The 23658-nt window shown below is 34.9% G+C and carries 24 protein-coding genes; 11 read left to right on the top strand and 13 right to left on the bottom strand.

What is annotated here, in order from left to right:
* Positions 1 to 55 precede the first annotated feature (55 nt).
* Positions 56 to 235, top strand: coding sequence for a hypothetical protein (locus ACZ5EP_RS04990; RefSeq protein WP_464508209.1), 180 nt, complete (start codon positions 56 to 58; stop codon positions 233 to 235).
* Here ACZ5EP_RS04990 and ACZ5EP_RS04985 read toward each other — a convergent pair.
* The 3 genes from ACZ5EP_RS04985 to ACZ5EP_RS04975 are packed head-to-tail and all read right to left on the bottom strand — an operon-like array spanning position 232 to position 2965.
* Positions 232 to 648, bottom strand: a complete 417-nt coding sequence (locus tag ACZ5EP_RS04985; RefSeq protein ID WP_464508208.1) for a hypothetical protein — start codon at positions 646 to 648, stop codon at positions 232 to 234. The genes ACZ5EP_RS04990 and ACZ5EP_RS04985 overlap by 4 nt on opposite strands.
* On the bottom strand, positions 623 to 2374 hold the full coding sequence (locus tag ACZ5EP_RS04980) for a M3 family oligoendopeptidase (RefSeq protein WP_464509636.1): 1752 nt from the start codon (positions 2372 to 2374) through the stop codon (positions 623 to 625). The genes ACZ5EP_RS04985 and ACZ5EP_RS04980 overlap by 26 nt, the downstream gene beginning before the upstream one ends.
* 30 nt (positions 2375 to 2404) lie before the next feature.
* Positions 2405 to 2965 carry an aminotransferase class IV gene (locus tag ACZ5EP_RS04975; RefSeq protein ID WP_464508207.1) on the bottom strand — a complete coding sequence of 187 codons (561 nt, stop codon included), beginning with the start codon at positions 2963 to 2965 and terminating at the stop codon, positions 2405 to 2407.
* A gap of 92 nt (positions 2966 to 3057) precedes the next feature.
* On the opposite strand from ACZ5EP_RS04975, the gene glnA reads away from it, so the two are divergent.
* Complete coding sequence (glnA, locus tag ACZ5EP_RS04970) at positions 3058 to 4500, top strand: type I glutamate--ammonia ligase (protein ID WP_464508206.1); 1443 nt, start codon at positions 3058 to 3060, stop codon at positions 4498 to 4500.
* Between the two features lie 173 nt (positions 4501 to 4673).
* Positions 4674 to 5867 (top strand): GGDEF domain-containing response regulator, encoded by a 1194-nt coding sequence (locus ACZ5EP_RS04965; RefSeq protein ID WP_464508205.1) that lies wholly within the window; start codon positions 4674 to 4676, stop codon positions 5865 to 5867.
* On the opposite strand, the gene ACZ5EP_RS04960 is transcribed toward ACZ5EP_RS04965, so the two are convergent.
* From ACZ5EP_RS04960 to ACZ5EP_RS04945, 4 genes are all read right to left on the bottom strand, one after another.
* The gene (locus ACZ5EP_RS04960; protein ID WP_464508204.1) at positions 5860 to 6813 is read right to left on the bottom strand and encodes an aminodeoxychorismate synthase component I; all 954 of its coding nucleotides are present in this window, start codon (positions 6811 to 6813) and stop codon (positions 5860 to 5862) included. The genes ACZ5EP_RS04965 and ACZ5EP_RS04960 overlap by 8 nt on opposite strands.
* A 2-nt stretch (positions 6814 to 6815) precedes the next feature.
* A complete protein-coding gene (locus ACZ5EP_RS04955; protein WP_464508203.1) occupies positions 6816 to 7694 on the bottom strand; it encodes an aspartate carbamoyltransferase catalytic subunit in 879 nt (292 codons plus the stop codon).
* A 147-nt stretch (positions 7695 to 7841) separates the two neighbouring features.
* Positions 7842 to 8738, bottom strand: coding sequence for a tRNA 5-methoxyuridine(34)/uridine 5-oxyacetic acid(34) synthase CmoB (cmoB, locus tag ACZ5EP_RS04950; protein ID WP_464508202.1), 897 nt, complete (start codon positions 8736 to 8738; stop codon positions 7842 to 7844).
* A gap of 72 nt (positions 8739 to 8810) precedes the next feature.
* Complete coding sequence (locus tag ACZ5EP_RS04945; RefSeq protein ID WP_464508201.1) at positions 8811 to 9023, bottom strand: hypothetical protein; 213 nt, start codon at positions 9021 to 9023, stop codon at positions 8811 to 8813.
* A 66-nt stretch (positions 9024 to 9089) separates the two neighbouring features.
* Between ACZ5EP_RS04945 and ACZ5EP_RS04940 the strand changes: the two genes are divergently transcribed.
* Together ACZ5EP_RS04940 and ACZ5EP_RS04935 are read left to right on the top strand one after the other, a co-directional pair.
* Positions 9090 to 10277: a M20/M25/M40 family metallo-hydrolase gene (locus ACZ5EP_RS04940; RefSeq protein WP_464508200.1), complete on the top strand. Its 1188-nt coding sequence runs from the start codon at positions 9090 to 9092 to the stop codon at positions 10275 to 10277.
* Positions 10270 to 10890: a carbonic anhydrase gene (locus tag ACZ5EP_RS04935; RefSeq protein ID WP_464508199.1), complete on the top strand. Its 621-nt coding sequence runs from the start codon at positions 10270 to 10272 to the stop codon at positions 10888 to 10890. The genes ACZ5EP_RS04940 and ACZ5EP_RS04935 overlap by 8 nt, the downstream gene beginning before the upstream one ends.
* Here the strand turns inward: ACZ5EP_RS04935 and ACZ5EP_RS04930 are convergent.
* Genes ACZ5EP_RS04930 through pyrH form a run of 6 tightly spaced genes read right to left on the bottom strand, consistent with a single transcriptional unit; the run spans position 10887 to position 17587 of the window.
* A complete protein-coding gene (locus tag ACZ5EP_RS04930; protein ID WP_464508198.1) occupies positions 10887 to 12212 on the bottom strand; it encodes an N-acetylmuramoyl-L-alanine amidase family protein in 1326 nt (441 codons plus the stop codon). The two genes, ACZ5EP_RS04935 and ACZ5EP_RS04930, sit on opposite strands and share 4 nt — an antisense overlap.
* Positions 12212 to 13297: a nitronate monooxygenase gene (locus ACZ5EP_RS04925; protein ID WP_464508197.1), complete on the bottom strand. Its 1086-nt coding sequence runs from the start codon at positions 13295 to 13297 to the stop codon at positions 12212 to 12214. The genes ACZ5EP_RS04930 and ACZ5EP_RS04925 overlap by 1 nt, the downstream gene beginning before the upstream one ends.
* On the bottom strand, positions 13297 to 14550 hold the full coding sequence (gene tyrS / locus ACZ5EP_RS04920) for a tyrosine--tRNA ligase (protein ID WP_464508196.1): 1254 nt from the start codon (positions 14548 to 14550) through the stop codon (positions 13297 to 13299). The genes ACZ5EP_RS04925 and tyrS overlap by 1 nt, the downstream gene beginning before the upstream one ends.
* Positions 14543 to 16657, bottom strand: a complete 2115-nt coding sequence (locus tag ACZ5EP_RS04915) for a RelA/SpoT family protein (protein WP_464508195.1) — start codon at positions 16655 to 16657, stop codon at positions 14543 to 14545. Before ACZ5EP_RS04915 ends, tyrS begins: the two co-directional genes overlap by 8 nt.
* Positions 16654 to 16857: a DNA-directed RNA polymerase subunit omega gene (locus ACZ5EP_RS04910; protein WP_127679620.1), complete on the bottom strand. Its 204-nt coding sequence runs from the start codon at positions 16855 to 16857 to the stop codon at positions 16654 to 16656. The genes ACZ5EP_RS04915 and ACZ5EP_RS04910 overlap by 4 nt, the downstream gene beginning before the upstream one ends.
* A 10-nt stretch (positions 16858 to 16867) precedes the next feature.
* The gene (gene pyrH / locus ACZ5EP_RS04905) at positions 16868 to 17587 is read right to left on the bottom strand and encodes a UMP kinase (RefSeq protein WP_464508194.1); all 720 of its coding nucleotides are present in this window, start codon (positions 17585 to 17587) and stop codon (positions 16868 to 16870) included.
* Positions 17588 to 17868: 281 nt separating this feature from the next.
* Between pyrH and ACZ5EP_RS04900 the strand changes: the two genes are divergently transcribed.
* Genes ACZ5EP_RS04900 through ACZ5EP_RS04875 form a run of 6 tightly spaced genes read left to right on the top strand, consistent with a single transcriptional unit; the run spans position 17869 to position 23590 of the window.
* A complete protein-coding gene (locus tag ACZ5EP_RS04900) occupies positions 17869 to 18804 on the top strand; it encodes an RluA family pseudouridine synthase (RefSeq protein ID WP_464508193.1) in 936 nt (311 codons plus the stop codon).
* The gene (locus tag ACZ5EP_RS04895) at positions 18743 to 19939 is read left to right on the top strand and encodes a hypothetical protein (protein ID WP_464508192.1); all 1197 of its coding nucleotides are present in this window, start codon (positions 18743 to 18745) and stop codon (positions 19937 to 19939) included. Before ACZ5EP_RS04900 ends, ACZ5EP_RS04895 begins: the two co-directional genes overlap by 62 nt.
* On the top strand, positions 19939 to 21057 hold the full coding sequence (trmB, locus tag ACZ5EP_RS04890) for a tRNA (guanosine(46)-N7)-methyltransferase TrmB (protein ID WP_464508191.1): 1119 nt from the start codon (positions 19939 to 19941) through the stop codon (positions 21055 to 21057). Before ACZ5EP_RS04895 ends, trmB begins: the two co-directional genes overlap by 1 nt.
* The gene (locus tag ACZ5EP_RS04885; RefSeq protein ID WP_127679625.1) at positions 21035 to 21703 is read left to right on the top strand and encodes a cell division ATP-binding protein FtsE; all 669 of its coding nucleotides are present in this window, start codon (positions 21035 to 21037) and stop codon (positions 21701 to 21703) included. Before trmB ends, ACZ5EP_RS04885 begins: the two co-directional genes overlap by 23 nt.
* Positions 21690 to 22475: a hypothetical protein gene (locus ACZ5EP_RS04880; protein ID WP_464508190.1), complete on the top strand. Its 786-nt coding sequence runs from the start codon at positions 21690 to 21692 to the stop codon at positions 22473 to 22475. Before ACZ5EP_RS04885 ends, ACZ5EP_RS04880 begins: the two co-directional genes overlap by 14 nt.
* Positions 22472 to 23590 (top strand): murein hydrolase activator EnvC family protein, encoded by a 1119-nt coding sequence (locus tag ACZ5EP_RS04875; protein WP_464508189.1) that lies wholly within the window; start codon positions 22472 to 22474, stop codon positions 23588 to 23590. The genes ACZ5EP_RS04880 and ACZ5EP_RS04875 overlap by 4 nt, the downstream gene beginning before the upstream one ends.
* Positions 23591 to 23658 lie beyond the last annotated feature (68 nt).

Genomic DNA, 23658 nt, shown 5'->3' with positions numbered 1-23658 from the left:
TACGCTGAATGTTATCAGTGTAGTGCACAATTCTACCGCTTTGAAATATACCGTTATGAGTTCAAGTGAACAGGTTGTTTCTATAATTTCCAAAATGGTTATTAAAGACGAGCTGAGAGATAAAAAACTGTTTATGGCAAAAATTAAAGGTATGAATTTAAAAAGAAAAACGTATATCGTTTACAAAGAAAAAACAAAAGATATCGAAGCTATATTAAACTTCGTAAAAAATTAATCTTTTATAAATTTTTTGTTTCTCGGATTGGCCGCAAAAGGATTTTTTGGTTTTTCTTCTTTCGGCAGAGTTGCAGCTGCATTTACAAAAAGAGGTACTTCATCCTGCGTAATCTGTATAATGTTTGAAATAGGCACAGTTACTACGCTTCCGATATTTTCTTCTCCAAACCCGGCTTCAAATACGAAATTATCATCAGAAATATGTGCGCTTTGCAATGTATAGTTTGCAATAGCGAACATTATTACGTCAGTGAACTGTTCTGTTATGTTTTTAGGAAGTTCCGGATCGAATTTTATCGCAGGAGTATGCGCCAGAACGGAAAAGGGCTCGTCCCTTTCCAAAAGTATCATTAAAATATCTTTTGCGTGCTGTTCTTTTATTTCTCTAAAATAGGGTAGGTTCACTATCATTTTTATCCTTTAATTCTTTAAATTCGTTTAGCATTTTTCTAACGGCTCCTATACCTTTTCTCCAGAAGTTCTCGTCTTCTATGTCTAATCCGAAAATTTCAAGCTGTTTTTTAGGCGGCACGCTGCCTCCCTGTGATAAAAACTCAATATATTTTTCTTCGAAATTTTCAAAACCGTTTTTATAAAGGTTATAGAGCGTAAGTACCAGAAGCTGTGCGTATGAGTATGAATAACAGTAAAACGGAGAGTGTATAAAATGAGGAATGTAACTCCACCATATTTCATAATTTTGAGTAAGAATTACGCTTTGGCCGAACATTTTTTGATTTTCTTCCATCCATATTTTATTATAGTCCTGAGGTTTAAGTTCGTCTTCGCTGTGGACTCTTCTTTCAAAATTTGTAAATACAATCTGTCTGAAAAGCGTAGCAAAAATATCTTCCAGTTTTCCTGCGTATATTTCTAAAAGTTCATCTTTAGGAAGAGATTTTTTAAGCTCTTCAAAAAGAAGCATTTCCGCAAAAATACTGGCGGTTTCGGCAGTTGTCAGAGGCGTGTCCTGATTAAGATATCCTACGTCTTTTGCCAGATACTGATGTATTGCGTGGCCCAGTTCGTGTGCAAGGGTAAATATATCCCTTCTTTGGTTTGTATAATTCAAAAGTACGTAAGGATGTGCTTTCGGTGTTGCTGAATGAGAAAAAGCCCCTCCTCTTTTCCCTTCTTTAGGATATACGTCGATCCATTTTTCCTCAAACGCTTTTTTTGCAATTTCGTAAAATGTATGTGAAAAGTTTTTAAATGCGTTTAGCACTGTCTGTTTTGCTTCTTCAAACGGGATTTCAGGTGTTTTGTCAGTAAGTTTTATAGGGGCGTATCTGTCGTAGTCATATAGGTTTTCATATCCTAAAAGCTCTTTTTTTATATTGTAGTATTCTTCTACCAGTACCGTGTTTTCATTTACGGTGCTGATAAGCGCGTCGACGCTTTTTTTGGTTACTTTGTTGCTTAAATGTCTCGGTTCTTCTACATTGTCGTAGCCTCTGATTTCACAAAAATCTATTTTCCAGTCTTTTTTAACCTGGTTGTAAATATAAGCAAAGAGTTCCTGATGAGGTTTAAGCCCGAGTGTAAGAGAGATTTGCGCTTTTTTTCTTTCATTTCTGTCAGGAGAATACAGTCTGCTTAATACTTCTTCTTCGCTTAACTTCTCACCATTAAAGAAAAATTTTAGTCTGCTTATATGTTCGTCAAACAGTCTGCTGAATGCGCTGCCGCTTGTAAGGTCTTTTTTCATAAGAATTTTTTCTTCTTTTTCGCTCAGTTTATAAGGAGCTTCTTCCTGGAGATGTAGAAGATAGTATTTATAAATACCCGCATTGTCGATGAATTTTTGTTGTTTGTCTATAGGAAGATATATAAATTCAAGTTCGAACCAAATCAAATGCTCTTCGGCTTTGTTCGCAATTTCCTGAAATTTTGCAAGAAACTGTCCTTTGCTTGTGTCTGTAGCAAATTCTAAATATATATAAGTCAGCGCTCTTCCGATATTTTCCAGAATATCTTCATATTCTTTTAAACAGTCCAGAAATTCGTCCGGAGTTAACGTATAAAGTCTGTTTTTATAATTTTTTTCGAAATCGATAGCTCTGAATTCCGCTTCTTTTAAAAAAGCTTCCGCTTCGCTTACCGAACCGAAAAGAGGTGTTAAATCCCAATTCATCAGTTTCCTTTTTTTGTTTAATTTTAACACAAATCAGTCGGTTTTAATACAGTTTATGTCAATTTCCATAAATCCTATTATCGCATTTAGCATGGCGAATTTATGATATTTTTTTATCTCTTCAGGGCGAATGTCTTTTAAAAGCAGAAAGCCTTTTTGAAGCAGTTCTTCCCTTTTTGTCCCTTTAAGCAGAGGAGTTTTGGGAGTGTACCATTTACCGCCGTCGAAAAATGCTAGATTAGAAATTGTTGTGTCGGTAACAAGCCCGTTTTTAACAATAATTATTTCATCGTAACGTCCGTCTTTTAAAGCGTTTAGTTTAGTCCTGTCCGCATATTTGTAGGAATATTCGATGTCCGATTCTATTAATTTGAATTTATTAAATTCTCTTTTTTGCAAATCGAAATATTCTATTTTTTCGATGTTTTTAGAATAAGTAACCCTTACTCTTTTGTTTTTTCGTATTTCTATGAAGTCTTTTAAATTCAGAGGAGCGGCTTTAAAAAAATCATATCTTGTTTTATTCATTCTATTATTGTGAAACTCGATATTTTCTATTTTTTCTGTTATAAGTACTGTTTCGATAAACCTCATTTTTTCTCCGTTGATTAAAATTTATACAATATTTTTTGATTTTAATATTTTAACATGGTTATAATTATTTCAAATTTTTAAAAGGAGAGCAAATGAGCGCAAAAAAATTCTTACAAGAATGTAGAGAAAAAGAGATCGAATTTATTGATTTTAGATTTACTGATATTAAAGGTGTATGGCATCACGTAACTTACGACATTGATGCTATTGATGAGGAAGTTTTACAAAACGGAATTCCTTTTGACGGAAGTTCAATTCCTGCATGGCAGCCTATTAACGAATCTGACATGATTTTAAAACCTGATTTGGAAATAGGGACTCACTTCGTAGATCCTTTCACAGCTGATCCTACAATGGTAGTATTCTGCGACGTACACAATACTGACGGGACTCCTTATGAAAAATGTCCTAGAAGTATCGCTAAAAAAGCGCTTAAATATATGGAAGAACAAAATATCGGTGACGTTGCTTACTTCGGACCTGAAAATGAATTTTTCGTATTTGACAATATCGTAATCAGAGATGAAGTTAACTCTCAGTGTTATGAAGTAGATTCAAGCGAAGGTGTTTGGAATGATTACGCTGACTGGGGTGATGAACTAAACATCGGTCACAGACCTAGAACTAAAGGCGGATATTTCCCTGTACCACCGACTGATTCTATGATGGATTTAAGAGCTGAAATGGTTAAAGTTCTTAAAGAAGTAGGTCTTGAAACATTCGTTGTTCACCACGAAGTTGCACAGGCTCAAGGTGAAATCGGTGTTAAATTCGGAACTCTTGTAGAAGCGGCCGACAACGTTCAAAAACTAAAATATGTAGTTAAAATGGTGGCTCACCTAAACGGCAAAACTGCTACATTCATGCCAAAACCTCTATACGGAGACAACGGAAACGGTATGCATACTCACCAGTCAATCTGGAAAGACGGTAAAAACTTATTCTATCAAGAAGGCGCATACGCTAACTTAAGCGATATAGCTAAAAAATATATTGCAGGTGTATTTGCTCACGCTGACGCTGTAGCTGCATTTACAAACGCATCAATGAACTCATATAAAAGACTTCAGCCAGGATTTGAAGCTCCAAATATTTTAGCTTACAGTGCTAAAAACAGAAGTGCAAGCTGCAGAATTCCTTTCGGTGCGGGTGAAAAATCTGTAAGAACAGAGTTCAGATTCCCTGATTCAACTGCTAACCCTTATTTGGCGTTTACTGTAATGCTTCTTGCGGGACTTGACGGAATCAAAAACAATCTTGAAATTTATGAAGCGGCAAGAGAACCTCTAAATGAAGATCTTTTCGAGCTTACTCTTGATGAAATTAAAGAAAGAGGAATTAGAACTCTTCCTGCAACTTTAAGAGAAGCTATTTACGCTGTTGAAGGCGAACTAAAAGATCCTAACAGCTTCTTAAAACCTGTTATGACAGACGATTTTATTAAAACATATATCGATTACAAATATGAAACTGAAATTATCCCTGTAGAAGGAAGACCGCATCCGTATGAATTCATCACTTCATACTCTTGCTAATTCCCTTCTCTTTTTTCTTTTATTTTTCTTCAATTAAATTTATATTAAAATTAATAGTAAATTAATGTTCAGTTAGTAAAATTGATTTTCATATATAAGTTTTGTTTAATTTTGAAAAAGGGGAAGGATGAAAGTTATATACTTTCTAAAAAACTGTCAGTCAATATACGGTCATGAAAATCTTAATACTTGAACACAGTCTTATTTACAAGAAACTCTTAAAACAATATTTGGAAAAGCATCTTTTATTTGCCGAATGTAAATGTGTGGATACGTTTGCCGAACTGAAAGAATTAAAAGAAGATTTTGATTTATATCTTGTAGATACGGTTTTACCGGATGCTCAGGGAGAACAGATTGAATATCTGGTTAAAAAGAAAAAAGATGTAATCGTTTTAACTCAGTGTGAAGATAATTTTTTACAGCAGCCATATATTGAATATATTATTGATTATATAATTAAAGACGACTATCATACAATAGATTATCTTGTTAAATTCGTAAAAAGTTTATACAAAAACAGAAAAAGAAACGTGCTGATTATTAATGATAATAAAAAAGACAGAACTTTTCAGAAGAAAATATTAAAAAAAATAAAACTTAATATAACCGAAGCTTCAAGTGTAGAAGAAGCAGTTTCAAAAATGGAAAATAAAAAATTCGACACTATTATCACCAAGCTTAATCTTCCTGCACTTAACGGAGAGGATTTAATTAAAAAAGTCAGGGAAAAAAATGATATAAACGATCTTCCGATTATTGTAATTTCTGAAAACAAAGATGAAAAACATTTAATCAAATGCTTAAAAATCGGAGCAAATGATTATATAAAAAAACCTTTTACAAGAGAAGAGCTGAAAATCAGGGTAAATAATATTTTTGATATTTACGATAATTTCAGGAGTATTTTAGAGTCTTCTCAGATTGACAAACTGACACAGGTTTATAACAGAAACTATCTTGAAACCAGTTTTGAAAACCTTTTTAATTCGTTTAAAACAAAATGTATAGTTATGCTTGATATTGACCATTTTAAACAGATAAACGATACATACGGACATTTAATAGGCGACGAAATTTTAAAACATTTTGCGGAAATATTAAAAAAGAACGTAAGAAAGAGTGACAAAATAATAAGATACGGGGGAGAGGAGTTTTTACTTTTTATGCCTAGTACTTCAAAACAGGAAGCTATAATCATTCTGAACAAAATAAAAAATTCTTTAAAAGCGTATAAAGATATTAATTATACTTTTTCCGCCGGTGTGGCTGATGAAGGTGAAACGCTGGCAGAGATGATAAGAATTGCTGACGAACGGCTATACGCCGCTAAAAAAAGCGGTAGAAATAAAATAGTTTTTAATTAGGAATATATACTTTTTTTATAAGCTCTTCATATTCTTCTTGCATATTGCTGTCTATAGTTATGCCGCCTCCGCTTTTGTAAATATAGCTGTGAGGTGCATGAGTTGTTAAATTGTCAAATTGTGAATGAGTATTGTCAGGATTTTCAATATATCTGATTATTACAGCGCTGTCCAGAAATGTTTTCTCGTCTGTTATTCCGAATATACCTGTATAAAATCCTCTTTCATAATTTTCCGCCTTTTTAATTATTTCTACGGTTTTTTTCTTAGGTGTGCCGGTTATTGAGCCTGCCGGAAGCATTTTTTTCAGCATATCCAGCCAGTTGTACTGCCAGTTTTCAGGAAGCGTGGCTTCTATTTCGCTGCTTACCTGCAGCAGTTCTTTTTCTCCGGCTTTAATTTTATCTATAAATCTAAAAGAGTTAACTTTGACTTTTGTTCCTATTATGCCCAGGTCGTTTCTTAAAAGATCTACAACCATAGTGTGTTCTGCCATTTCTTTGATGTTTGATAGTATTTTTTTGTCCGCTTCTGGTATGGAAGCGTCAATAGTGCCTTTCATGGGAAAAGTGTAAATTTTGTTTTTTTCTATGCGTACGAATCTTTCCGGAGAAAAACAGACGAATCTGTCTTTAAAATATAGTTTAAAAGGCGCTTGCGACGATTTGAAAATATCTAGTAAATTACAGTCGGTTTTTATAAGCGTCGGAAATGTCAAATTTAAAAGATACGTGTTTCCGTGTTTTATTTCGTCTATTACGTATTCGAAAGCCTTGGAATATCTTTTCAAACTTATAGGAGATTTGTTTTTGATTTTACATTTTTTTTCCGAATGAAAATTATGGTTTTTATAATAAGGAAAAGAAAAAAATACATCCCTAAGGTTTTTAACCTCTTCGATATAAGAATTTCCTTCGAAATCAATTAGAAAAAACTTCAGATCCACTTTTATCTTTTCGTTAAAAGATGTTTTAATATAGCCATTCTTACGGCAACGCCGTTTTTAACCTGTTCTAATACCAGGCATCTTTCGTCATCCATTATATCGTCGTCCAGATCAATGTTTCTGTGTACCGGTCCGGGATGCATTACAAATATATCTTTGTCTCCCAGAAGTTTTTTAGAAACTTTAAAGTTTTGAGCATAATCCTTAAGTGATGAAAAAGTAGGGTTTTTGTGTCTTTCGGTCTGTGTTCTGAGACTGATTAACGCATCTGCGAATTCAACAGCCTCTTTTAAAGAATTGGTTGTCGGAAGATGCGTTTTTGGTAAAAACTGGGGAGGACCTACCAGCAGAACCTTTGCACCGAATCTTGTGAAAAGTTCTATATCGCTGTTTGCCACTCTGCTGTTTCTGATATCTCCTATTATGGCGATTTTTTTACCTTCCAGGCTTTTCCATTTCTGCATAAGAGTAAACAGATCCAAAAGTCCCTGGGTAGGATGCTGGTGAGCTCCGTCACCTGCGTTTATAATAGAGCATTTAACGTATTTTGAAAGAATTTTCGGCACACCTGCCCTGTTGTGTCTTACTACGATTGCGTCCGGGCCCATTGCGTCAAGATTTGCGGCCGTATCAAAAAGAGTTTCGCCTTTGCTTGTAGAACTCTTGGCCACATCAAGGTTGACAACATCGGCTCCAAGTCTTTTGGCGGCTATTTCAAAACTGCTTCTGGTTCTTGTGGAGTTTTCGAAAAAAATGTTAATAATCAGTTTGCCGTTTAAGTCTTCTCTTTTTTTAAAATCAAGGAAATTTTGGGCATATGAGAATATTTGTAATATTTCTTCTTTGCTTAAATCCGCGGTATGGGTTAAATGTTTTGACATTTATTTCCTTTTTTGTATAATTTTACTATATTTCAAAAAAAAAGGAGAAAAAATGGGATTTGGTACAATATTAGCGGCTTCATTTATTACAACATTTGCATTTATTATCTTGGTATATTATTTTATGATGAAAGCGGGAAGCGAAGCTTAATTTTTCAGCTTTAAATATACCCTAAGCGGCGGAGGGTACCCCTCTATCGTTTTACTCAAATCTTCAGTCAGAAAATTGTTCAGACTTTCACCTTCAATCCATTCTGTTTTGCGCTGTTCTTCAAGGTCGGTATATTTTTTGCCTATAAATTCTATATCTTTGAATTTTGCTTTTTCTATCCAGTTGTAAAGTGCTTTTAGGGTAGGTATGAAATAGACGTTTTTCATTTTTTGATATCTTACGGGACAAAGGGCTATTTCTTCTTCTCCTTCTATTATGAGAGTGTCGAGTATCACTTCCGAGTTTGGATTGAGCCCGGCTTTCAGCTCTTTTAGCATTGTAACCGGGTCGGGTCTGTGATAAAGAACTCCGAGACAGAAGATTATGTCAAATTTTTTTTCGTAAAAAGGTATATGCTCAACGCCTAAAAGTTTATATTCAATATTACTTTTTATAAACTTGTTGATAAATTCAAACTGAAGGTTAAAAAGCGCACTCGGGTCAAATCCCGTAATACTTTTAGGATTCATTTCAAGCATTCTGAACATATAATATCCATTATTGCATCCCACATCTAGAATGTCTTTGTTTTCAAGATTCAGATACGGTTTTATTATGTTCCATTTTATATAACTTCTCCATTCGGTGTCTATAAAAAGATCGTTTATTTTAAAAGGCCCTTTTCTCCAAGGCTTCATCATTTTGGCTATTTCTTCTATTTCATTAAGTTTTTCCTGGTTTTCTTCAATTAATATCTCTATGACATCATCTATCTTTATATCCTTTACTTTTAAGTTTTCATTTTTAAACTTCTCAAGTTTAAGGTGTATAGGTTTGATGTTTTTCCATTCGAACCATTTTTGACGCTCTTTTAAAACTGCGTTTATATCCATTTTTTCCCTTTATAAAATATATCCAGCCTAAAATTCTCTACTTATACCGGCTTTTTTATTTGTATGCTTATTTCAGTTACAGTCTAAACACACAGGCGGCAGTTCCTGCTTCTTTTTAGTTTTGAAATTATATATATTATTGTCGCATTTTTCATGATATACACCGTAATAATCGTAATATTCATGACATTCCGGATAATATTTTAAAGAAATGCCCTGTTTGTCTACACAACCGATAAAAAAAAGTGGTATCATAATTAATAAGAAAAATTTTACCAGTTTCATAAAAAGGCCTTTTTTTAAATTATATCATAAAGAAACAATGATACTGTTTCGTTTTAAGGAGCTTAAATGAAAGAAATATTTGATATTTTTTACGAAATAGTAAAAATACCTCACTGCAGCGGGAATACTGAAAAACTGAAAGAATTTATAATAAATTGGGCCGAATCTTGCGGCTACAGCTGCGAAACGGATAAAGCAGGCAATATCAGAGCGTATAAAAATCAACCTCTTCTTGCCCTTCAGAGCCATTATGACATGGTATGTGTGGGAGAAGCGCCGAATATTGAAATAATAGAACATGACGGATGGCTGAAGGCTAAAAACTCAACACTCGGAGCCGATAACGGAATAGGTGTCGCCATAATGCTGTATCTTATGAAAAGATACGACAATCTGGAGCTGTTATTTACAAACGATGAAGAAATAGGTCTTATAGGAGCTTTTAATTTAGACCTAGAGATTAAAAGCGGATTTTTATTAAATCTTGACAGCGAAGATGAAAATATCTATATAGGATGTGCCGGCGGTGTGGATGTAAAAGTAAAATATCCTTTAAATTATGAAAAGTGCAGGGGATACTGTGCAAGTGTGAGTATAAACGCTCTTCCGGGAGGTCACAGCGGAGTAGATATCGATAAAGACATTCCAAATGCAATTGTAGAACTGTTAAAAAAAGTAAAAAATATCTGCAGTTTCAAAGGAGGGGAGAGAAGAAACTCCATTCCTGCGAACGCTCAGGCCAAAGTTTGTTTCGTAAGCGAAAAAGGAGATGAAATTAAGATAATTTCCAATGATTATCTGGAATTTTTAAAAAAACTTCCCCACGGCGTGCTTGAATATGATTTTGAGTTTCAGGTGGTGAGTAAATCAGTAAATCTCGCAATTGTCGATGATGAAAATATAATACTCTCCCTTAGGGCAAACTCAAATGAAAAGCTGCATGAGCTTAAAGAATATATTAAACAGAAATGCTATGGAGCCGAAATAGAGTTTGAAGGCGAATATCCGGCTTGGAAGCCTGAAATAAGCGAGCTTGCAAAAATATTAAAAGAAATCATGAATACAGAATATAAAGTCATACACGCCGGGCTTGAATGTGCGGTGCTGAAAAACAAATTTCCTAACGTTTCAATGGCTTCGATAGGCCCTTTAATAGAAAATCCTCATTCCTTAAATGAAAGGGTAAATATTGAATCCGTTAAAAAAATTGCCGATACCGTAATTCAACTGATAGAAAGGATGAAAAATGAGTGAAAAACTTTTTTCGGGGGTTTTAAATTTCAAAAAAGAAGATTTTGAGGCGCATAAAGATCTTTTTGAGGAATTAAAAGAAGGTCAAAAACCTCATACATTTTATATAGGATGCAGCGACAGCAGGATTGTTCCGAATCTTATAACCAAGACAATGCCGGGGGAAGTGTTTGTTGTAAGAAATATAGCGAATATAGTGCCGCCTCAGGAAATTAACGACGGTACTTACAAATGTACGGCCTCAATACTGGAGTATGCCGTTAAATATTTGGAAGTTGATAATATACTTGTCTGCGGACACAGCAACTGCGGGGGGTTAAAAGCTCTTTTTTATCCTCCTGAAAAATTAGAAGCTTTGCCTAACGTAAAAAAATGGCTTGAAATTATAGATGACGTAAAAGAAGCGGTAATAGATATAGAAGATCCAAAACTCAGAGAATGGGAAGTAGAACAGCTAAATATTATAAAACAGCTTGATAATTTAATGACATATCCGTTTGTAAAAGAAAGAGTCGAAAGCGGAAAACTTAATCTTATAGGGTGGTATTACATAATCGAAACGGGTGAAGTGTATAATTACAATAAAGAAAAAAACGAATTTGAGCTTATAAATTAAGGGTTTTTTCTAAAATAATTGCTAACACCCTGTGCAATACCGTATGCTAGTTTTTTCTGATAGGCGGGGCTGAAAAGCCTTTTGGCTTCCAAAGGATTGGTAAGATAACCGGTTTCTATAAGAATGGCCGGCATCTGTGTTCCGACCAGTACCCAAAACGGAGCCGGCCTTACTCCTCCGTCTTTTACATATTTGTATCTGCTTCTAAGAGAGCTCAGCATTCCCTGCTGTATATCAATAGCCAGTTTGTTGGAGTCTATCATTCTGTCTCGGTTTAGAAAATTCAGAATAACTCTCTGGTCAAGATAGTTTAACCCTTTTACCTCTTTGTTTTCCAGTCTTGCCACCCTTATCGCCCTTTCGCTTCTGGTAGGGGAAAGAAAGTAAGTTTCTATTCCGTGAATGCGTTTAATATGTTTTGGAGCGATATTGCAGTGCAGGGAAATAAAAAGATCAGCTTTTTTAAGGTTGGCAAAATGTGTTCTTTGTTTTAAAGGTATAAAATAATCACCTTTTCTTGTCAAATATACGGTATATCCTTTTTGCTGGAGAAAGTTTTTGAGATATTTGGCTATCTGCAGCACGGCAATTTTTTCCATTCTGTGACCGATTCCTATACCGCCCGGGTCTTTGCCTCCGTGTCCGGGGTCAATTACGATTATTTTATTATTTTGCCTGTATACTTTCGGCTTTTCAAGCACGCTTTGAATTTTTCTTTTTTTTGCCGTTTTGGATGTTGTATTGATTGTTAAAATGTGATTGTTTATAGTGTATTTAAATGGAAAACGTTTTTTTGAATAATAAACTATTCTGACGGTTTTTTTATTGAATTGAGCTATTTTTAGCGTTACAGAGCCTGGAAGTCTTTTGAATACCGGCTTTGCGATTATTGCGTTTGGAAGGTCGATAACTTTTTTGTAAAGTTTTGATTTTATCGTAAAGTATTTAATGTTCTTATCGGGAATTCTGATTTTAAGAGGATTATATGAATAAATTTTTACGTATTTTGAAAATTTCGTTTTATTATTCGGGGTGTTCGACTGGATTTTAGATTTTTTGTTTAGATTCAGTTTGCTTTTAATTTTATTTTTAGAAAGTTTTTGAAGTTTTTTTTCATAATCGCTTATATTGAACTTTAAAAATCTGCCGCAGTCTATAAGCCCTTTTAAGGCTTTGATTTCATCTTGATTGTTGTTGTCGAGTATGGCAGAAATATACTGCTGCTGGTATTTATAATACTCTTTATAGGCGGTGTTTATAGACTGTGTGTTACATGCTCCGAACAGATATGTGAAAAAAAGAATAAAGAAAAGTTTTTTCATTATTCTCCGGTAAGCTCTTTCATAAGTTCTTCGACACTTAAAAGCCTGTCCGCTTTATATGCGTAAGCTCCGCTGAAATATAATCCTAATTCTTCGTCGCCCTCATAGGCGTCCGCAAGTCTGTCGGCGATACAGTATCCGACTTTTCTCGCTTCTTCGCCTCTGTTACAAGGGAAAACACAGTTTGAAATACATTTAATTGCGGGACCTTCTTTTTTTTCTACTTTTTCTATAAGTTTTGTTCTTATTCCTCTGGCCGGATATCCGACAGGGGACTTCATAAGTACGATGTCTTCTTTTTTTGCGTTAAGAAGAATCTGTTTAAATTCGTCGCTTGCGTCACATTCGTGGGTTAGTGCGAATCTTGTTCCAAGCTGTGCTCCGTTTGCGCCGAGTTTTATGAATTTCATAATATCTTCGTGTGTCCAAATCCCTCCGGCCGCTATTACAGGAATATTAGGATCCCATTTGTCCACTTCTTCTCTTACATCCGGAATAAGATGTTCAAGCTGATTTTCCTCTTTATAGCAGTCTTCGTATTTAAATCCCTGGTGTCCTCCGCTAAGAGGTCCTTCAACGATTACGGCGTCAGGAATTCTTCCGTATCTTTTTTCCCATCTTTTAGCTATCAGTTTAAAGGCTCTTCCCGTAGAGACTATAGGTACCAATGCAACATCAGGGAAATCTTTTGTATATTCAGGCATATCCATCGGAAGTCCGGCACCGGTAATAATTACGTCTACTCCGGCTTCGCATGCGTCTCTTACAACTCTTCCGTAATCATTTATAGCGTATAATACGTTACATCCTAGAGGAGCGTCACCGCATATTTTTCTTGCGTTTTCAACTATTTTAAAAAGGGCGTCTCTGTTATAGAACTCTTTTTCCAAAAGAGGTCTGCCTTCTACCAGTTTTTTTGCATATTTTTTATTTTCATAATATCCTGTTCCGACTGCGCTTATTACTCCGAGACCGCCATGCTTGCTTACGGTCCCTGCCAGTCTGTCCCAGCTGATTCCAAGGCCCATTCCGCCTTGAATTATAGGGTGCTTTATTGTGTGTTTACCTATTTTTAGAGGCTTCATTATTTAACCTTTACTTTTGCAAATTTTCTTTTTCCGATTTGAAGAATATATTCTTCTCCGCTTTTGAGTCCAATATTCTGATCGCTTATTTTTTCCTGGTTTATTTTAACTGCTCCGCCTTTTATATGGCGTCTCGCTTCGCTTTTTGAGCTTGCGAGTTTGGTATTTACCAATGCGTCTACGATATTTTGGGCATCAAGTTCAAATTCAGGAATATCGTCAGGAATCTGTCCTTGTTTGTGTACTTTGTCGAAATGTTCTTTGGCTTTAACGCCTTCGCCTTTTCCGTGAAATCTGTCTACGATTTCAATCGCAAGGGCTTCTTTTGCTATTTTAGGGTTAAGTCCGTTTTTGACTTCTTCTTTCAGTTTATTGATTTCTTCAATTGATTTGTCGCTTAAGAGTTCATACCAATCCCACATAAGTTCGTCGCTTATAGAAAGAACTTTGGCAAATATTGTATTAGGATCTTCCGTAATACCTATATAGTTTCCTAATGATTTGCTCATTTTGTTTATACCGTCAAGACCCACTAAAAGAGGCATCATAATAACACTCTGCTCTTTTCCTACTCCATATGTTTTTTGAAGCTGTCTTCCCATTAAAAGATTGAATTTCTGGTCAGTCCCTCCGATTTCTATATCACATTTAAGCGCTACGCTGTCATATCCCTGAAGAAGCGGATATATAAATTCGCTTATTGCTATAGGAGTCTGCGCTTTGTATCTTTTTTCAAAATCGTCACGTTCAAGCATTCTGGCAACCGTATAAGTTGTTGTAAGTTCTACTATTCCCGCCGCGCCAAGAGCATTCAGCCATTCGGAATTGAAAACCACCTCAGTGTTGTCTTTGTCCAGAATTTTAAAAACCTGTTCTTTATATGTTTCCGCATTTTGTGCGACTTCTTCGGGAGTTAACATTTTACGTGTTGCGCTTTTGCCGGTAGGGTCTCCGATCTGAGCGGTAAAATCTCCTATTAAGAATTGAACGGTTGCACCGTATTTTTGGAATGTTTTAAGTTTCTGAAGCAAAACGGTGTGCCCTAAATGCAAGTCAGGAGCCGTAGGGTCAAATCCTGCTTTTATAGTAAATCTTTCACCTGTGTTTAAATATCTGTTTACAAGGTTTTCTATATAATCAAGACCTATTATTTCGTTTGATCCTCTTTGTATTTCAGCCATCGCTTCGTTTAATTTAGGATGTTTTTCCATCTTAATTTCTCCGTTTTTTGTGTTCTGTACTTTATTACCCATTATACGCGTCCTTTGTCGATATAAATTCTATTATGTTGTATTCGTTTGCTATTTTCTGTTTGATATTGTTAAACTCTTTTGAATCAAATTCTATTTCCATTTTACAGTTGTTTGATTCTTTGCCTAAATTGATTGAATGAATAAAAATACCCAGACGGCTTAAAAAACTTATAAATTTAGCAAGCTCGCCTTTTTTATTCTGCAGGGTTACTACGAGAAAATATCTGTTTTGGGTGTTCCTTATCCATTCTACGAAAACGGCTTTGTCTATTTTTTTTTCGGCATTATTACAAAATCTATGATGAATTTCAACTTCTCTTTTTTTAAGAAGCCCCAATATTTTATCTCCGAATTTCGGATGGCAGCAGTAATTGAAGCTGATATCGCTTATCTGTTTGTTTGTGAGTATTCTAATGTTTCCGAATTCATGCTCTTTTAGGTTGATGTTTTTAAAATATAAAAGATTTCTTTTTCTCATAGTCTTATAAAGTCTTTTAACAACGTCTTTTAAGAAATTTTTATCTTCTACTATTTTGCTTATGGAATCGCATAAATAGTTTGCTTTAATTAGGGCTCTCAGTTTTATTTCGTTAATGTCGAATATGCCTTTTAAAATGGCAAGGGCTAATTTTTTGTTTATCTCTTTTTCTTTTTGACGGCATAGTTTTTTCTGTTCGTATTTAGCCTTGCTTGTTTTTAAAGATTCTATCCAGCTGCATCTCGGAATAACTTCGTTTCCGGTTACTATTCTGACGATGTCCCCGGTTTTAAGCGTAGTAAGAAGGGTGGCTTTTTCTTTATTTATGTATGCGCCTATAGCTTTGTTGCCTATATCGGTATGAATCATATACGCAAAATCGAGAGCAGTCGCTCCGCGCGGAAGCGTAAAGGTTTCGAATTTAGGAGAGTAAACGACTATGTCTTCGCTGAAAAGATCGTTTTTAGCAAGTTCGTAAAAATCCTCAATGTCTTCGTCAAATTTCATATCTTCAAGCCATTTTACATTCGGAAGAGCGGTGTTGAGTTTATATTTCCAGTGTGCGGCAATACCGAATTCGGCATTTTTATCCATGTCAAACGTTCTTATCTGTACTTCTATAATCGAGTTTCCGTCGTAGACGGTGGTATGAAGCGTCTGGTATCCGTTTTCTTTCGGAATTGCGATATAGTCTTTAAATCTTGATATTAACGGCCTGAAATTGAGATGTATCACACCCAGAGATTCATAACATTCAATAGGTTCGTTTACAATAATTCTGACTGCGAGAAGATCCAGTATTTCTTCTATGGATATACCTTTTCTCTGCATTTTCAGAAATATTGAATAATAATGTTTAATTCTGCTTTTAACTTCAAAGTCTTTAAGACCTTCTTTTAAAAGAAGCTTTTGGATTTTTTGAGTAAATTCGTTGAGTCTGAGTCTGAATTCTTCTTTGTGTTTTTTCAGATAGTCGTCTATTTTTTTGTACTCTTCCGGAAGAAGATATTTAAAAGCCAGATCCTCCAGACAGTTTTTAAGCGTAGATATGCCCAGTCTGTGGGCTATCGGCGTATAAACTACAAGCGTTTCTTCCGCTATTCTTTTTTGTTTGTGAGGAGGCAGTGCGTCGAGGGTGAGCATATTGTGCAGTCTGTCGCAGAGTTTGATAACCAGCACCCTTATATCCGCAATCGACGCAAGAAGCATTTTTCTGAACGTCATTGCCGATTTGGTAAGTTTTTCGTTTGATGTTGAAGGGACTAAAGAGCTCTGTCTGATTTCAACTATTTTAGTAAGCCCTTCAACCAGGTTTGCGACGTTTTCACCGAATTTGTCTTTAATATAATATATTGTATAGTTGGTGTCTTCCACCACGTCATGAAGAATTGCTGCGGTGATAACATCTTCGTCGTCGCTGAAATAACTGGTTATCGTTGCAACAAGTATGGGGTGTATTACATAGTCTTCGCCGCTTTTTCTTTTTTGTCCTTGATGTGCCTTTATGGCAAATTCTATGGCTTCATTAATTAACGGCGTATTGATTCTTAGAAGCAGAAGCCTGACGGCTTCGTCGGTAGATTTGATATGTTTTATTGTTTCTAACAGATGAAGGAAATCTTCTCTCAAATTTCTTTAACCTTTACAAGCCCTTCGGCTATTTCAAGAGTTGCTATTTCAGTAAGCTGCATGTTCGGTTTTGGAAGTTCAATTAAAGGTTTTGCCCCGTTTATTAATTCGTTTACTCTTTTTGCGATTGCCTGGCTTAACAGATATCTGTCGTAATTTGCTTTTTCGAGCGCTTTTGCGTTGATTTGTTCTATTCTCATGATTCTCCTTTTATTTAACTATTGAATATTTGGCATCAGGATCGTTTTTTAATATTTTTAATAAATTACCTTTTTTAAACATATTGCATACGATTATAGGCAGCTTGTTTTCACGAGCCAGCGCTATTGCCGTATCGTCCATTACTTTTATGTTTTCTTTAAGAGCGTCGTCGTAACTTAATTCTTTGATTAAAACGGCGTCATCGTATTTTTCCGGGTCTTTGTCGTAAATACCGTCTACTTTAGTCGCTTTAATTATCGCATGCGCTCCTATTTCGCTTCCTCTTAACACTCCGGCCGTATCTGTCGTAAAAAACGGGTTTCCGGTTCCCGCCGCAAAAATTACGACTCTGCCTTTTTCTAAATGTCTTATTGCACGTCTTACTATGAAGTTTTCGGCTATTTCTTCCATTTTTATAGCGCTTTGCACCCTTACTCCGACTCCGTCGTTTTCGAGTGCTTCTTGCATAGCTACGGCGTTTATTACCGTTGCCAGCATTCCCATATAATCTCCGGAAGTTCTTTTTATTATTCCGTCTTTAGCCGCGCTTACGCCTCTGATGAAGTTTCCTCCGCCTATGACGATAGCAACTTCAAAGCCCTCTTTTATTACAGACTTTATTTCGTCTGCAAGATATTTTAATATTTTTGTGTTGATTCCAAAGCCGTCGTCACCGGCTAATGCTTCACCTGAAAATTTAATTAAAATTCTTTTTGGATTTCTTTTCATTGAAGGCCTTTTTAAAATGGTATTATATCATAAGAATGTAGAATTTAGAATGGAGAATCGACACTGAAAATGGAAAATATTTGATTGTTAACTGTTGATAGTTAATGGTAAATTGCTGACGGTTGATTGTTTGTTGAGAGTTTAAAACTCATGTCCGGTTTATGGTTTTTTATATGCTTTAGCTGGGTTGGCTTATTACAGTTGTCTGTTATATCAATGTATAAATATACAAATAATCAACGGCAGAGATTATTTGATATAATTTTTAAAAAAGGAAACGGTTGATTAAAAGGTTTATTTCCGAAAAAAACGAAAGAGTTGATAAGTTTTTGGCTCAAAAACTTAATGTATCAAGAAATCAGATTGAAAACCTTATAAAACACTCTTTAGTAAAATTAAACGGCAGTGATGTAAAAAAAGGCGGTGTTAAGTTAAAAGAAAACGATGTTGTAGAAGTCGAGTTTAAAAATGCCGAAAATTCCGAACAGGAATATGAAGTGGATTTTGACATCCCCGTTTTATATGAGGATGAAGATCTTTTAGTAATAAACAAGCCTCCCGGGATTGTAGTGCATCCGGCACCTTCGGTTAAAGAAGCGACGCTTGTCGACTGGCTGAAAAGTAAAAATATCAGACTTTCCACCATAGCAGGGGAAGAGCGTTTCGGAATAGTGCACAGAATCGACAAAGAAACCAGCGGTGCTCTTGTTATTGCCAAAAACAATAAAACACACGAGTTTTTAAGCGCCCAGCTTAAAGACAAATCAATGGGCAGGTATTATCTGATGCTGTTGAACGAGCCGTTAAAAGATGCTGTGTGTGTAGACAAACCGATAGCCAGAAACCCTAAAAACCGTCTTAAAATGGCGTATATAAAAAACGGCAGGGAAGCCAAAACGCTTTTTGTCCCTATTTTTGAAAACCTGGCGGCCGCTAAACTTTTTACGGGAAGAACCCATCAGATAAGGGTTCATTTGGGAACTATAGGCCGCTATATTTTAGGCGACAGGCTTTACGGTAAAAAAGAACAGAAAATACCTAGAGTAATGCTGCATGCCAGGGAGATATACTTTATGCACCCAAGAGGTGAAAAACTTAGTATAATTGCACCAATGTTTGATGATTTTAAAAAATATTTGCCAAAAGGATACGAAAATGAAAAAAATGGCTCTTTATCTGATAGGTTTGCTCCTTATTACGGGTTGTGCGGTAAATAATAAGCCGGCTCCCAAATCCAATCCCAACCTTCCTGCTGTTCAGAAGTTTAACGCTTATCCCGACAGAAACGCTATGGCGCTTAAATGGAGCGCGGTAAAAGGTATGAGCGGATATTATATTCAAAAATACAACAATAAAACACATAAGTGGACGATGCTTGCGACAATTAATGATCCGTACAGAACTTTATACGTAGATACGGGACTGAAACCTTCTACGACTTATACTTACAGAATTGCAACGTTTAACAAAGCTAAAATCCCTTCTTTGGCAAAAGAAGTTACTCAAAAAACTCTTCCTACGGTAGCTCCGGTGATTCCGCTTGAAATCAAACCTCTTCAAAAGGGAATGGTAAAAATAATTTTCAGGCCTCATCCAAATGAAAGGGTTGAAGGATATATAATTCAAAGATTTAATGACAAAAACGCTAAATGGGAAGATTTGGCTAATTTAACTCCGAGATATAATGTTGAATATATTGACAAAAACCTTGCAGACGGCAAAATTTATAAATACAGAATAATAGCTTATACGTTTGACGGTTTGAAATCACTGCCTTCTCAGACTATAAGCGTATCTACTTATCCTAAACCTCCGGTTGTGGAAAACATTACGGCTACAAACAATCTGCCAAGAAAAATAGTGTTAACCTGGTCGCCGGTACAGGGTGCAAAATATTATAAAATTTATACAAGGAATTTTTTAGGTTTCGGATATACGCCTATAGCAAAAACAACTCAGACAACTTATACTGATAAAATAAATAAAGACGGCGTAACCAAATATTATAAAGTAACCGCAGTAAGCGTTCACGATACGGAATCTCTTCTTAGCAAAACGCCTGAAGTAATGGGACAGACTCTTCCCGCACCTGCTAAACCGCTTGTTTCTACGAATATCCTGCCTGACGGGGTTCAGTTTATAATGTCAAGTCCTGACGACAGAGCGGTAAAATATCTGATAGTAAAAAAAGAAGGCGGGCTGTTTAATGCGAAAGAACATAAATATATCGTAAACGGCAACAGGTTTTTTGATAAAAACGTAGTGCATAAACATTCTTATACGTATGATATATATGCCGTGGATAAATACGGACTGATTTCAAAAGCCAACAGCGTGGAGGTAGATTTTTAATGCCTCATATCGTTGTAGACAGTTTAAAAGATGTTAAATACCCTGTAAATATTGACGGTGTGGAGTTTTTGTTTAAAGCCGAAAATCTTATAGGTGTTAAAACTGAGCGTGCAAAGTTTTTAATCAAGGTGCTGCAAAAAGAAAACGGCACACTTGTTAAATACGACAAAATAACAAGACCGATTGTCAGTGAAATAAAAAAAGCCTACAAGGCTTTTGTTAAACTGCATGAAGCCGAAATTTTATTTGAAAACATAGAAGGCATTAAAGAAAAAATCCCTGATAAAAATCTTTTGGACATCACTTCCGATTTAAGCGGTATAGATATTGTGGAAGTCGGATTCGGAAGCGGAAGGCATTTAATACATCTTGCTAAAAAATATCCGGAAAAAACGATACTTGGAATTGAAATTCACAAACCGTCAATTGAGCAGGTTTTGAAAAGATGTATTCATGAAAAAATAGACAATATCAGAATTATAAACCATGACGCCAGAATAATTCTGAGCAAGATAAATTCAAATCAGCTGCATTCCATATATGTGCACTTTCCGGTCCCGTGGGATAAAAAGCCGCATAGAAGGGTTATAAACGAAGATTTTATAAACGAATCAAAAAGAGTGCTGCAAAGAGACGGTTTTTTACATTTAAGAACGGACAGCGATAACTATTTTGAATATTCTTTTAACGAATTTATGAAATTTAAAGAAATGGATCTGAAAGTCAAAAAAAACATTCCTTACGAAGTATCAAGCAAATATGAAGACAGATGGAGAAGACAGCAAAAAGACATATATGATATTTACATGATTAATCATGAAATATCGGAAGAAATTAATGACGATTTTGATTTTTCTTTTGACTGCAGGCTTGAAAATCTTGATTTCAAACCTAAAATTTACGATAAATTTGTAATACATATAGAAAAAGTATTTAAAATCGATGATAATAACGAACTTATCAGAGCTACGATAGGAAATTTCAACAGGCCCGAACATATTTATATTTTAAATAAAGACAAACCGGAATATTTTAAGCTTCCGGCTCCTATAAAAGAAAATTATCTAGCTCACAAAGAACTTAAAAGGCTGTTTAATGGGTGTACTGGTAGAAGCTAAAAATTTATATGTAGGTTATAAAGGCGAGCCGATAATAAAGAACGCAAATTTTAAAATATATACCAAGGATTTCGTTTTTTTAACGGGTGTCAGCGGAAGCGGAAAAACTACTATAATCAAATCCCTATACGGAGAAGTCCCTGTTTTCAACGGTTCTTTAAACGTTGGAGGAATAGAGCTTAACAATATTAAAAAATCGAAACTTTCATATCTCAGAAAATATCTGGGAGTGGTGTTTCAGGATTATAAGCTTATACCGGAATGGACAATTCTAAAAAACGTTATGCTTCCTATGCTGATAGCCGGAATAGATAAAAAAACGGCCGAAGAAGAGGCTATTAAACTTTTAAATAAAGTAAAGCTTTCGCATAAACTGGATAAATATCCGGCTGAACTGAGCGGAGGCGAACAGCAAAGGGCTGCGATTGCAAGAGCTATAATACACGATCCCGTTATGATTTTGGCGGATGAGCCTATTTCCGGGCTTGATGAATATTCGGCGAATCTTGTAATGGAGTTGTTTATAATGGCAAACAGAGAAAAAGACATAACTATTATGATAGCTTCACATTCACTTCCTCAGACATTTGATATTAACTACAGACAAATACACCTTGAAAAAGGAACTCTTTATGAACTCTCTTAAAAGCCATTTTGCCCTTATCCTGGCACTTGTGTCTATACTTTTAAGTATATTTTTATTTAGACTGTTTAATGATATACTTCATCAGTACCAGCAGAATATTTTAAACAATTATTCAATTGTTGTAGTAAGCGACAAAGAAATAACCCATCTGGATATAAAAGATATAGGAAAAATTGAAAAAATTGACATATCCAGGCAGCTTAATTATATGAAAAGAAAGTTTAAAAACATAAATCTTGATGAAATTAAAATGCCTTATTTTTACAGACTTAAATTAAAAACCTTACCTTCTCCTAAAAAGCTCAGCGATATAGAAGATACGCTTAAAAGCTATCCTTATATTAAGAGAGTTTTGACATACCGTTCTTCACAGACGAAAATTTACAACTTGTTAATGCTTTTGAAAATAACAAGTAACGTGTTTATGGTAATAATAGCGGTACTTGGATTTTTACTGATTATCAAGCAGCTTGAAGTATGGCGTCTTGAACATAATGAAAGAATGTATATTATGGAGCTTTTCGGTGCGCCTTTCTGGTTCAGAGGGGCGGCGCTTTTCAAAATTGCTTTTATTGATTCGATAGCAGCTTTAATTTTTACTGTCGCTATAATTTTTTATATGGAAAATTCAATTTATTTTCAAGCGGTTATGAGAGATTTAAATATTACATCCGGGCTTGATTTACAAAAAGAAATTTTAATACTGTTAATTGTCAGTCTTTCCATTTCGTTTATTTCATCGATAGTAGTCGTAATCGGAAGGAAAAAATGAAAAGAATAGTTTTATTGATTGTTTTTTCGGTTTTTGTCTTTGCTTCTGTTACTTCCACTAAAAAAGAGCTTAGATACACTTCTTATAAAATTGCCAAAATGAATAAAAAGCTGGATAAGCTGGCCAGACAGATTTTGTCAAAAGAGCGTCAGATAGAACTTTTGAATAAAAAAGAAAAAGACGTCCAAAAGGATATCAATACATTACAGCAGCAGCTGAAAAACTCAAACAGAACATTAAACGAGCTGACAGATCTTGCCAAAGGCTTAAACAGAAAAAAAGAGGATATAAAAGCGGAGGTGATTAAATTTATTTCTCAAAATTATTACCTTGATACAAAACAGATAGATTCTCTTAATGACCTCATTTACAGCGAAATAAACAAAAAAGCGCTTGAGCTTTATTCCAGACAGATATCAAATCTGCTTTTCCAGTATAAAAAAATTGATAAAAATCTTGCAAACACCAATAAAAAAATTAACGATATCAAATCCAAACAGGCTGTTCTGATAAAAAAAAGAAACGAACTCGCCAAACTGAGAAGAGAAAAAGTCAAAGAGCTTGTTTCTTTGAAAAAACAAAAAGAAGACTATAAAAAGAAACTTCTTTCTATGATAAGAAAACAGCAGAGTTTGAGAAAAAAACTGCAGGAACTTAAAATTGTTAAAAAAAGAACCCCTCAGATTAACGTCAAAAAAGTGGGATCTGTATATTTTAAACCTAAAACGGCAACTTACAGAGGAAGAAAAACCATTCCTCCGGTATACGGCAAAGTAATTAAAAAGTTCGGTTCATACATTGATCCTATTTACAAAATAAGAATATATAACGATTCCATTACAATAAAAACAAAGCCGAATTCCGTTGTCAGATCCATTATGAGCGGTAAAGTGGTTTATATAGGCGATAACGGAGACAGGAAAGTTATTTTTATAAAACACCCGGGTAATTTATTCAGTGTTTATGCGAATCTTATAAAAGTTTCGCCGCTCCTTAGAAAAGGAAGTTACGTAAAAAGAGGACAGATAATAGCAAGAGTGAAAAACTCCCTTGAATTTGAAGTGACGTATAAAGACAAGCCTATTAATCCTCTTAAGGTTATAAGGTTGCGTTAAAACTTGACAAAACAGTTCATTTTAACTAAAATCGCAAAACCAAAACACTTCTATTTACTACATTAATC

Source organism: Nautilia abyssi, from assembly GCF_055388085.1.
This window is presented reverse-complemented; position numbering and strand designations above follow the sequence as displayed.

What these genes read in the sequence shown, in the direction of transcription:
- ACZ5EP_RS04990 (WP_464508209.1), top strand. Translation starts at nt 56, where the DNA reads ATGAGTTCAAGTGAACAGGTTGTTTCTATAATTTCCAAAATGGTTATT.
- ACZ5EP_RS04985 (WP_464508208.1), bottom strand. Translation starts at nt 648, where the DNA reads ATGATAGTGAACCTACCCTATTTTAGAGAAATAAAAGAACAGCACGCA.
- ACZ5EP_RS04975 (WP_464508207.1), bottom strand. Translation starts at nt 2,965, where the DNA reads ATGAGGTTTATCGAAACAGTACTTATAACAGAAAAAATAGAAAATATC.
- glnA (WP_464508206.1), top strand. Translation starts at nt 3,058, where the DNA reads ATGAGCGCAAAAAAATTCTTACAAGAATGTAGAGAAAAAGAGATCGAA.
- ACZ5EP_RS04965 (WP_464508205.1), top strand. Translation starts at nt 4,674, where the DNA reads ATGAAAATCTTAATACTTGAACACAGTCTTATTTACAAGAAACTCTTA.
- ACZ5EP_RS04955 (WP_464508203.1), bottom strand. Translation starts at nt 7,694, where the DNA reads ATGTCAAAACATTTAACCCATACCGCGGATTTAAGCAAAGAAGAAATA.
- cmoB (WP_464508202.1), bottom strand. Translation starts at nt 8,738, where the DNA reads ATGGATATAAACGCAGTTTTAAAAGAGCGTCAAAAATGGTTCGAATGG.
- ACZ5EP_RS04945 (WP_464508201.1), bottom strand. Translation starts at nt 9,023, where the DNA reads ATGAAACTGGTAAAATTTTTCTTATTAATTATGATACCACTTTTTTTT.
- ACZ5EP_RS04940 (WP_464508200.1), top strand. Translation starts at nt 9,090, where the DNA reads ATGAAAGAAATATTTGATATTTTTTACGAAATAGTAAAAATACCTCAC.
- ACZ5EP_RS04935 (WP_464508199.1), top strand. Translation starts at nt 10,270, where the DNA reads ATGAGTGAAAAACTTTTTTCGGGGGTTTTAAATTTCAAAAAAGAAGAT.
- ACZ5EP_RS04930 (WP_464508198.1), bottom strand. Translation starts at nt 12,212, where the DNA reads ATGAAAAAACTTTTCTTTATTCTTTTTTTCACATATCTGTTCGGAGCA.
- ACZ5EP_RS04925 (WP_464508197.1), bottom strand. Translation starts at nt 13,297, where the DNA reads ATGAAGCCTCTAAAAATAGGTAAACACACAATAAAGCACCCTATAATT.
- tyrS (WP_464508196.1), bottom strand. Translation starts at nt 14,550, where the DNA reads ATGGGTAATAAAGTACAGAACACAAAAAACGGAGAAATTAAGATGGAA.
- ACZ5EP_RS04910 (WP_127679620.1), bottom strand. Translation starts at nt 16,857, where the DNA reads ATGAGAATAGAACAAATCAACGCAAAAGCGCTCGAAAAAGCAAATTAC.
- pyrH (WP_464508194.1), bottom strand. Translation starts at nt 17,587, where the DNA reads ATGAAAAGAAATCCAAAAAGAATTTTAATTAAATTTTCAGGTGAAGCA.
- ACZ5EP_RS04895 (WP_464508192.1), top strand. Translation starts at nt 18,743, where the DNA reads ATGAAAAAAATGGCTCTTTATCTGATAGGTTTGCTCCTTATTACGGGT.
- trmB (WP_464508191.1), top strand. Translation starts at nt 19,939, where the DNA reads ATGCCTCATATCGTTGTAGACAGTTTAAAAGATGTTAAATACCCTGTA.
- ACZ5EP_RS04885 (WP_127679625.1), top strand. Translation starts at nt 21,035, where the DNA reads ATGGGTGTACTGGTAGAAGCTAAAAATTTATATGTAGGTTATAAAGGC.
- ACZ5EP_RS04880 (WP_464508190.1), top strand. Translation starts at nt 21,690, where the DNA reads ATGAACTCTCTTAAAAGCCATTTTGCCCTTATCCTGGCACTTGTGTCT.
- ACZ5EP_RS04875 (WP_464508189.1), top strand. Translation starts at nt 22,472, where the DNA reads ATGAAAAGAATAGTTTTATTGATTGTTTTTTCGGTTTTTGTCTTTGCT.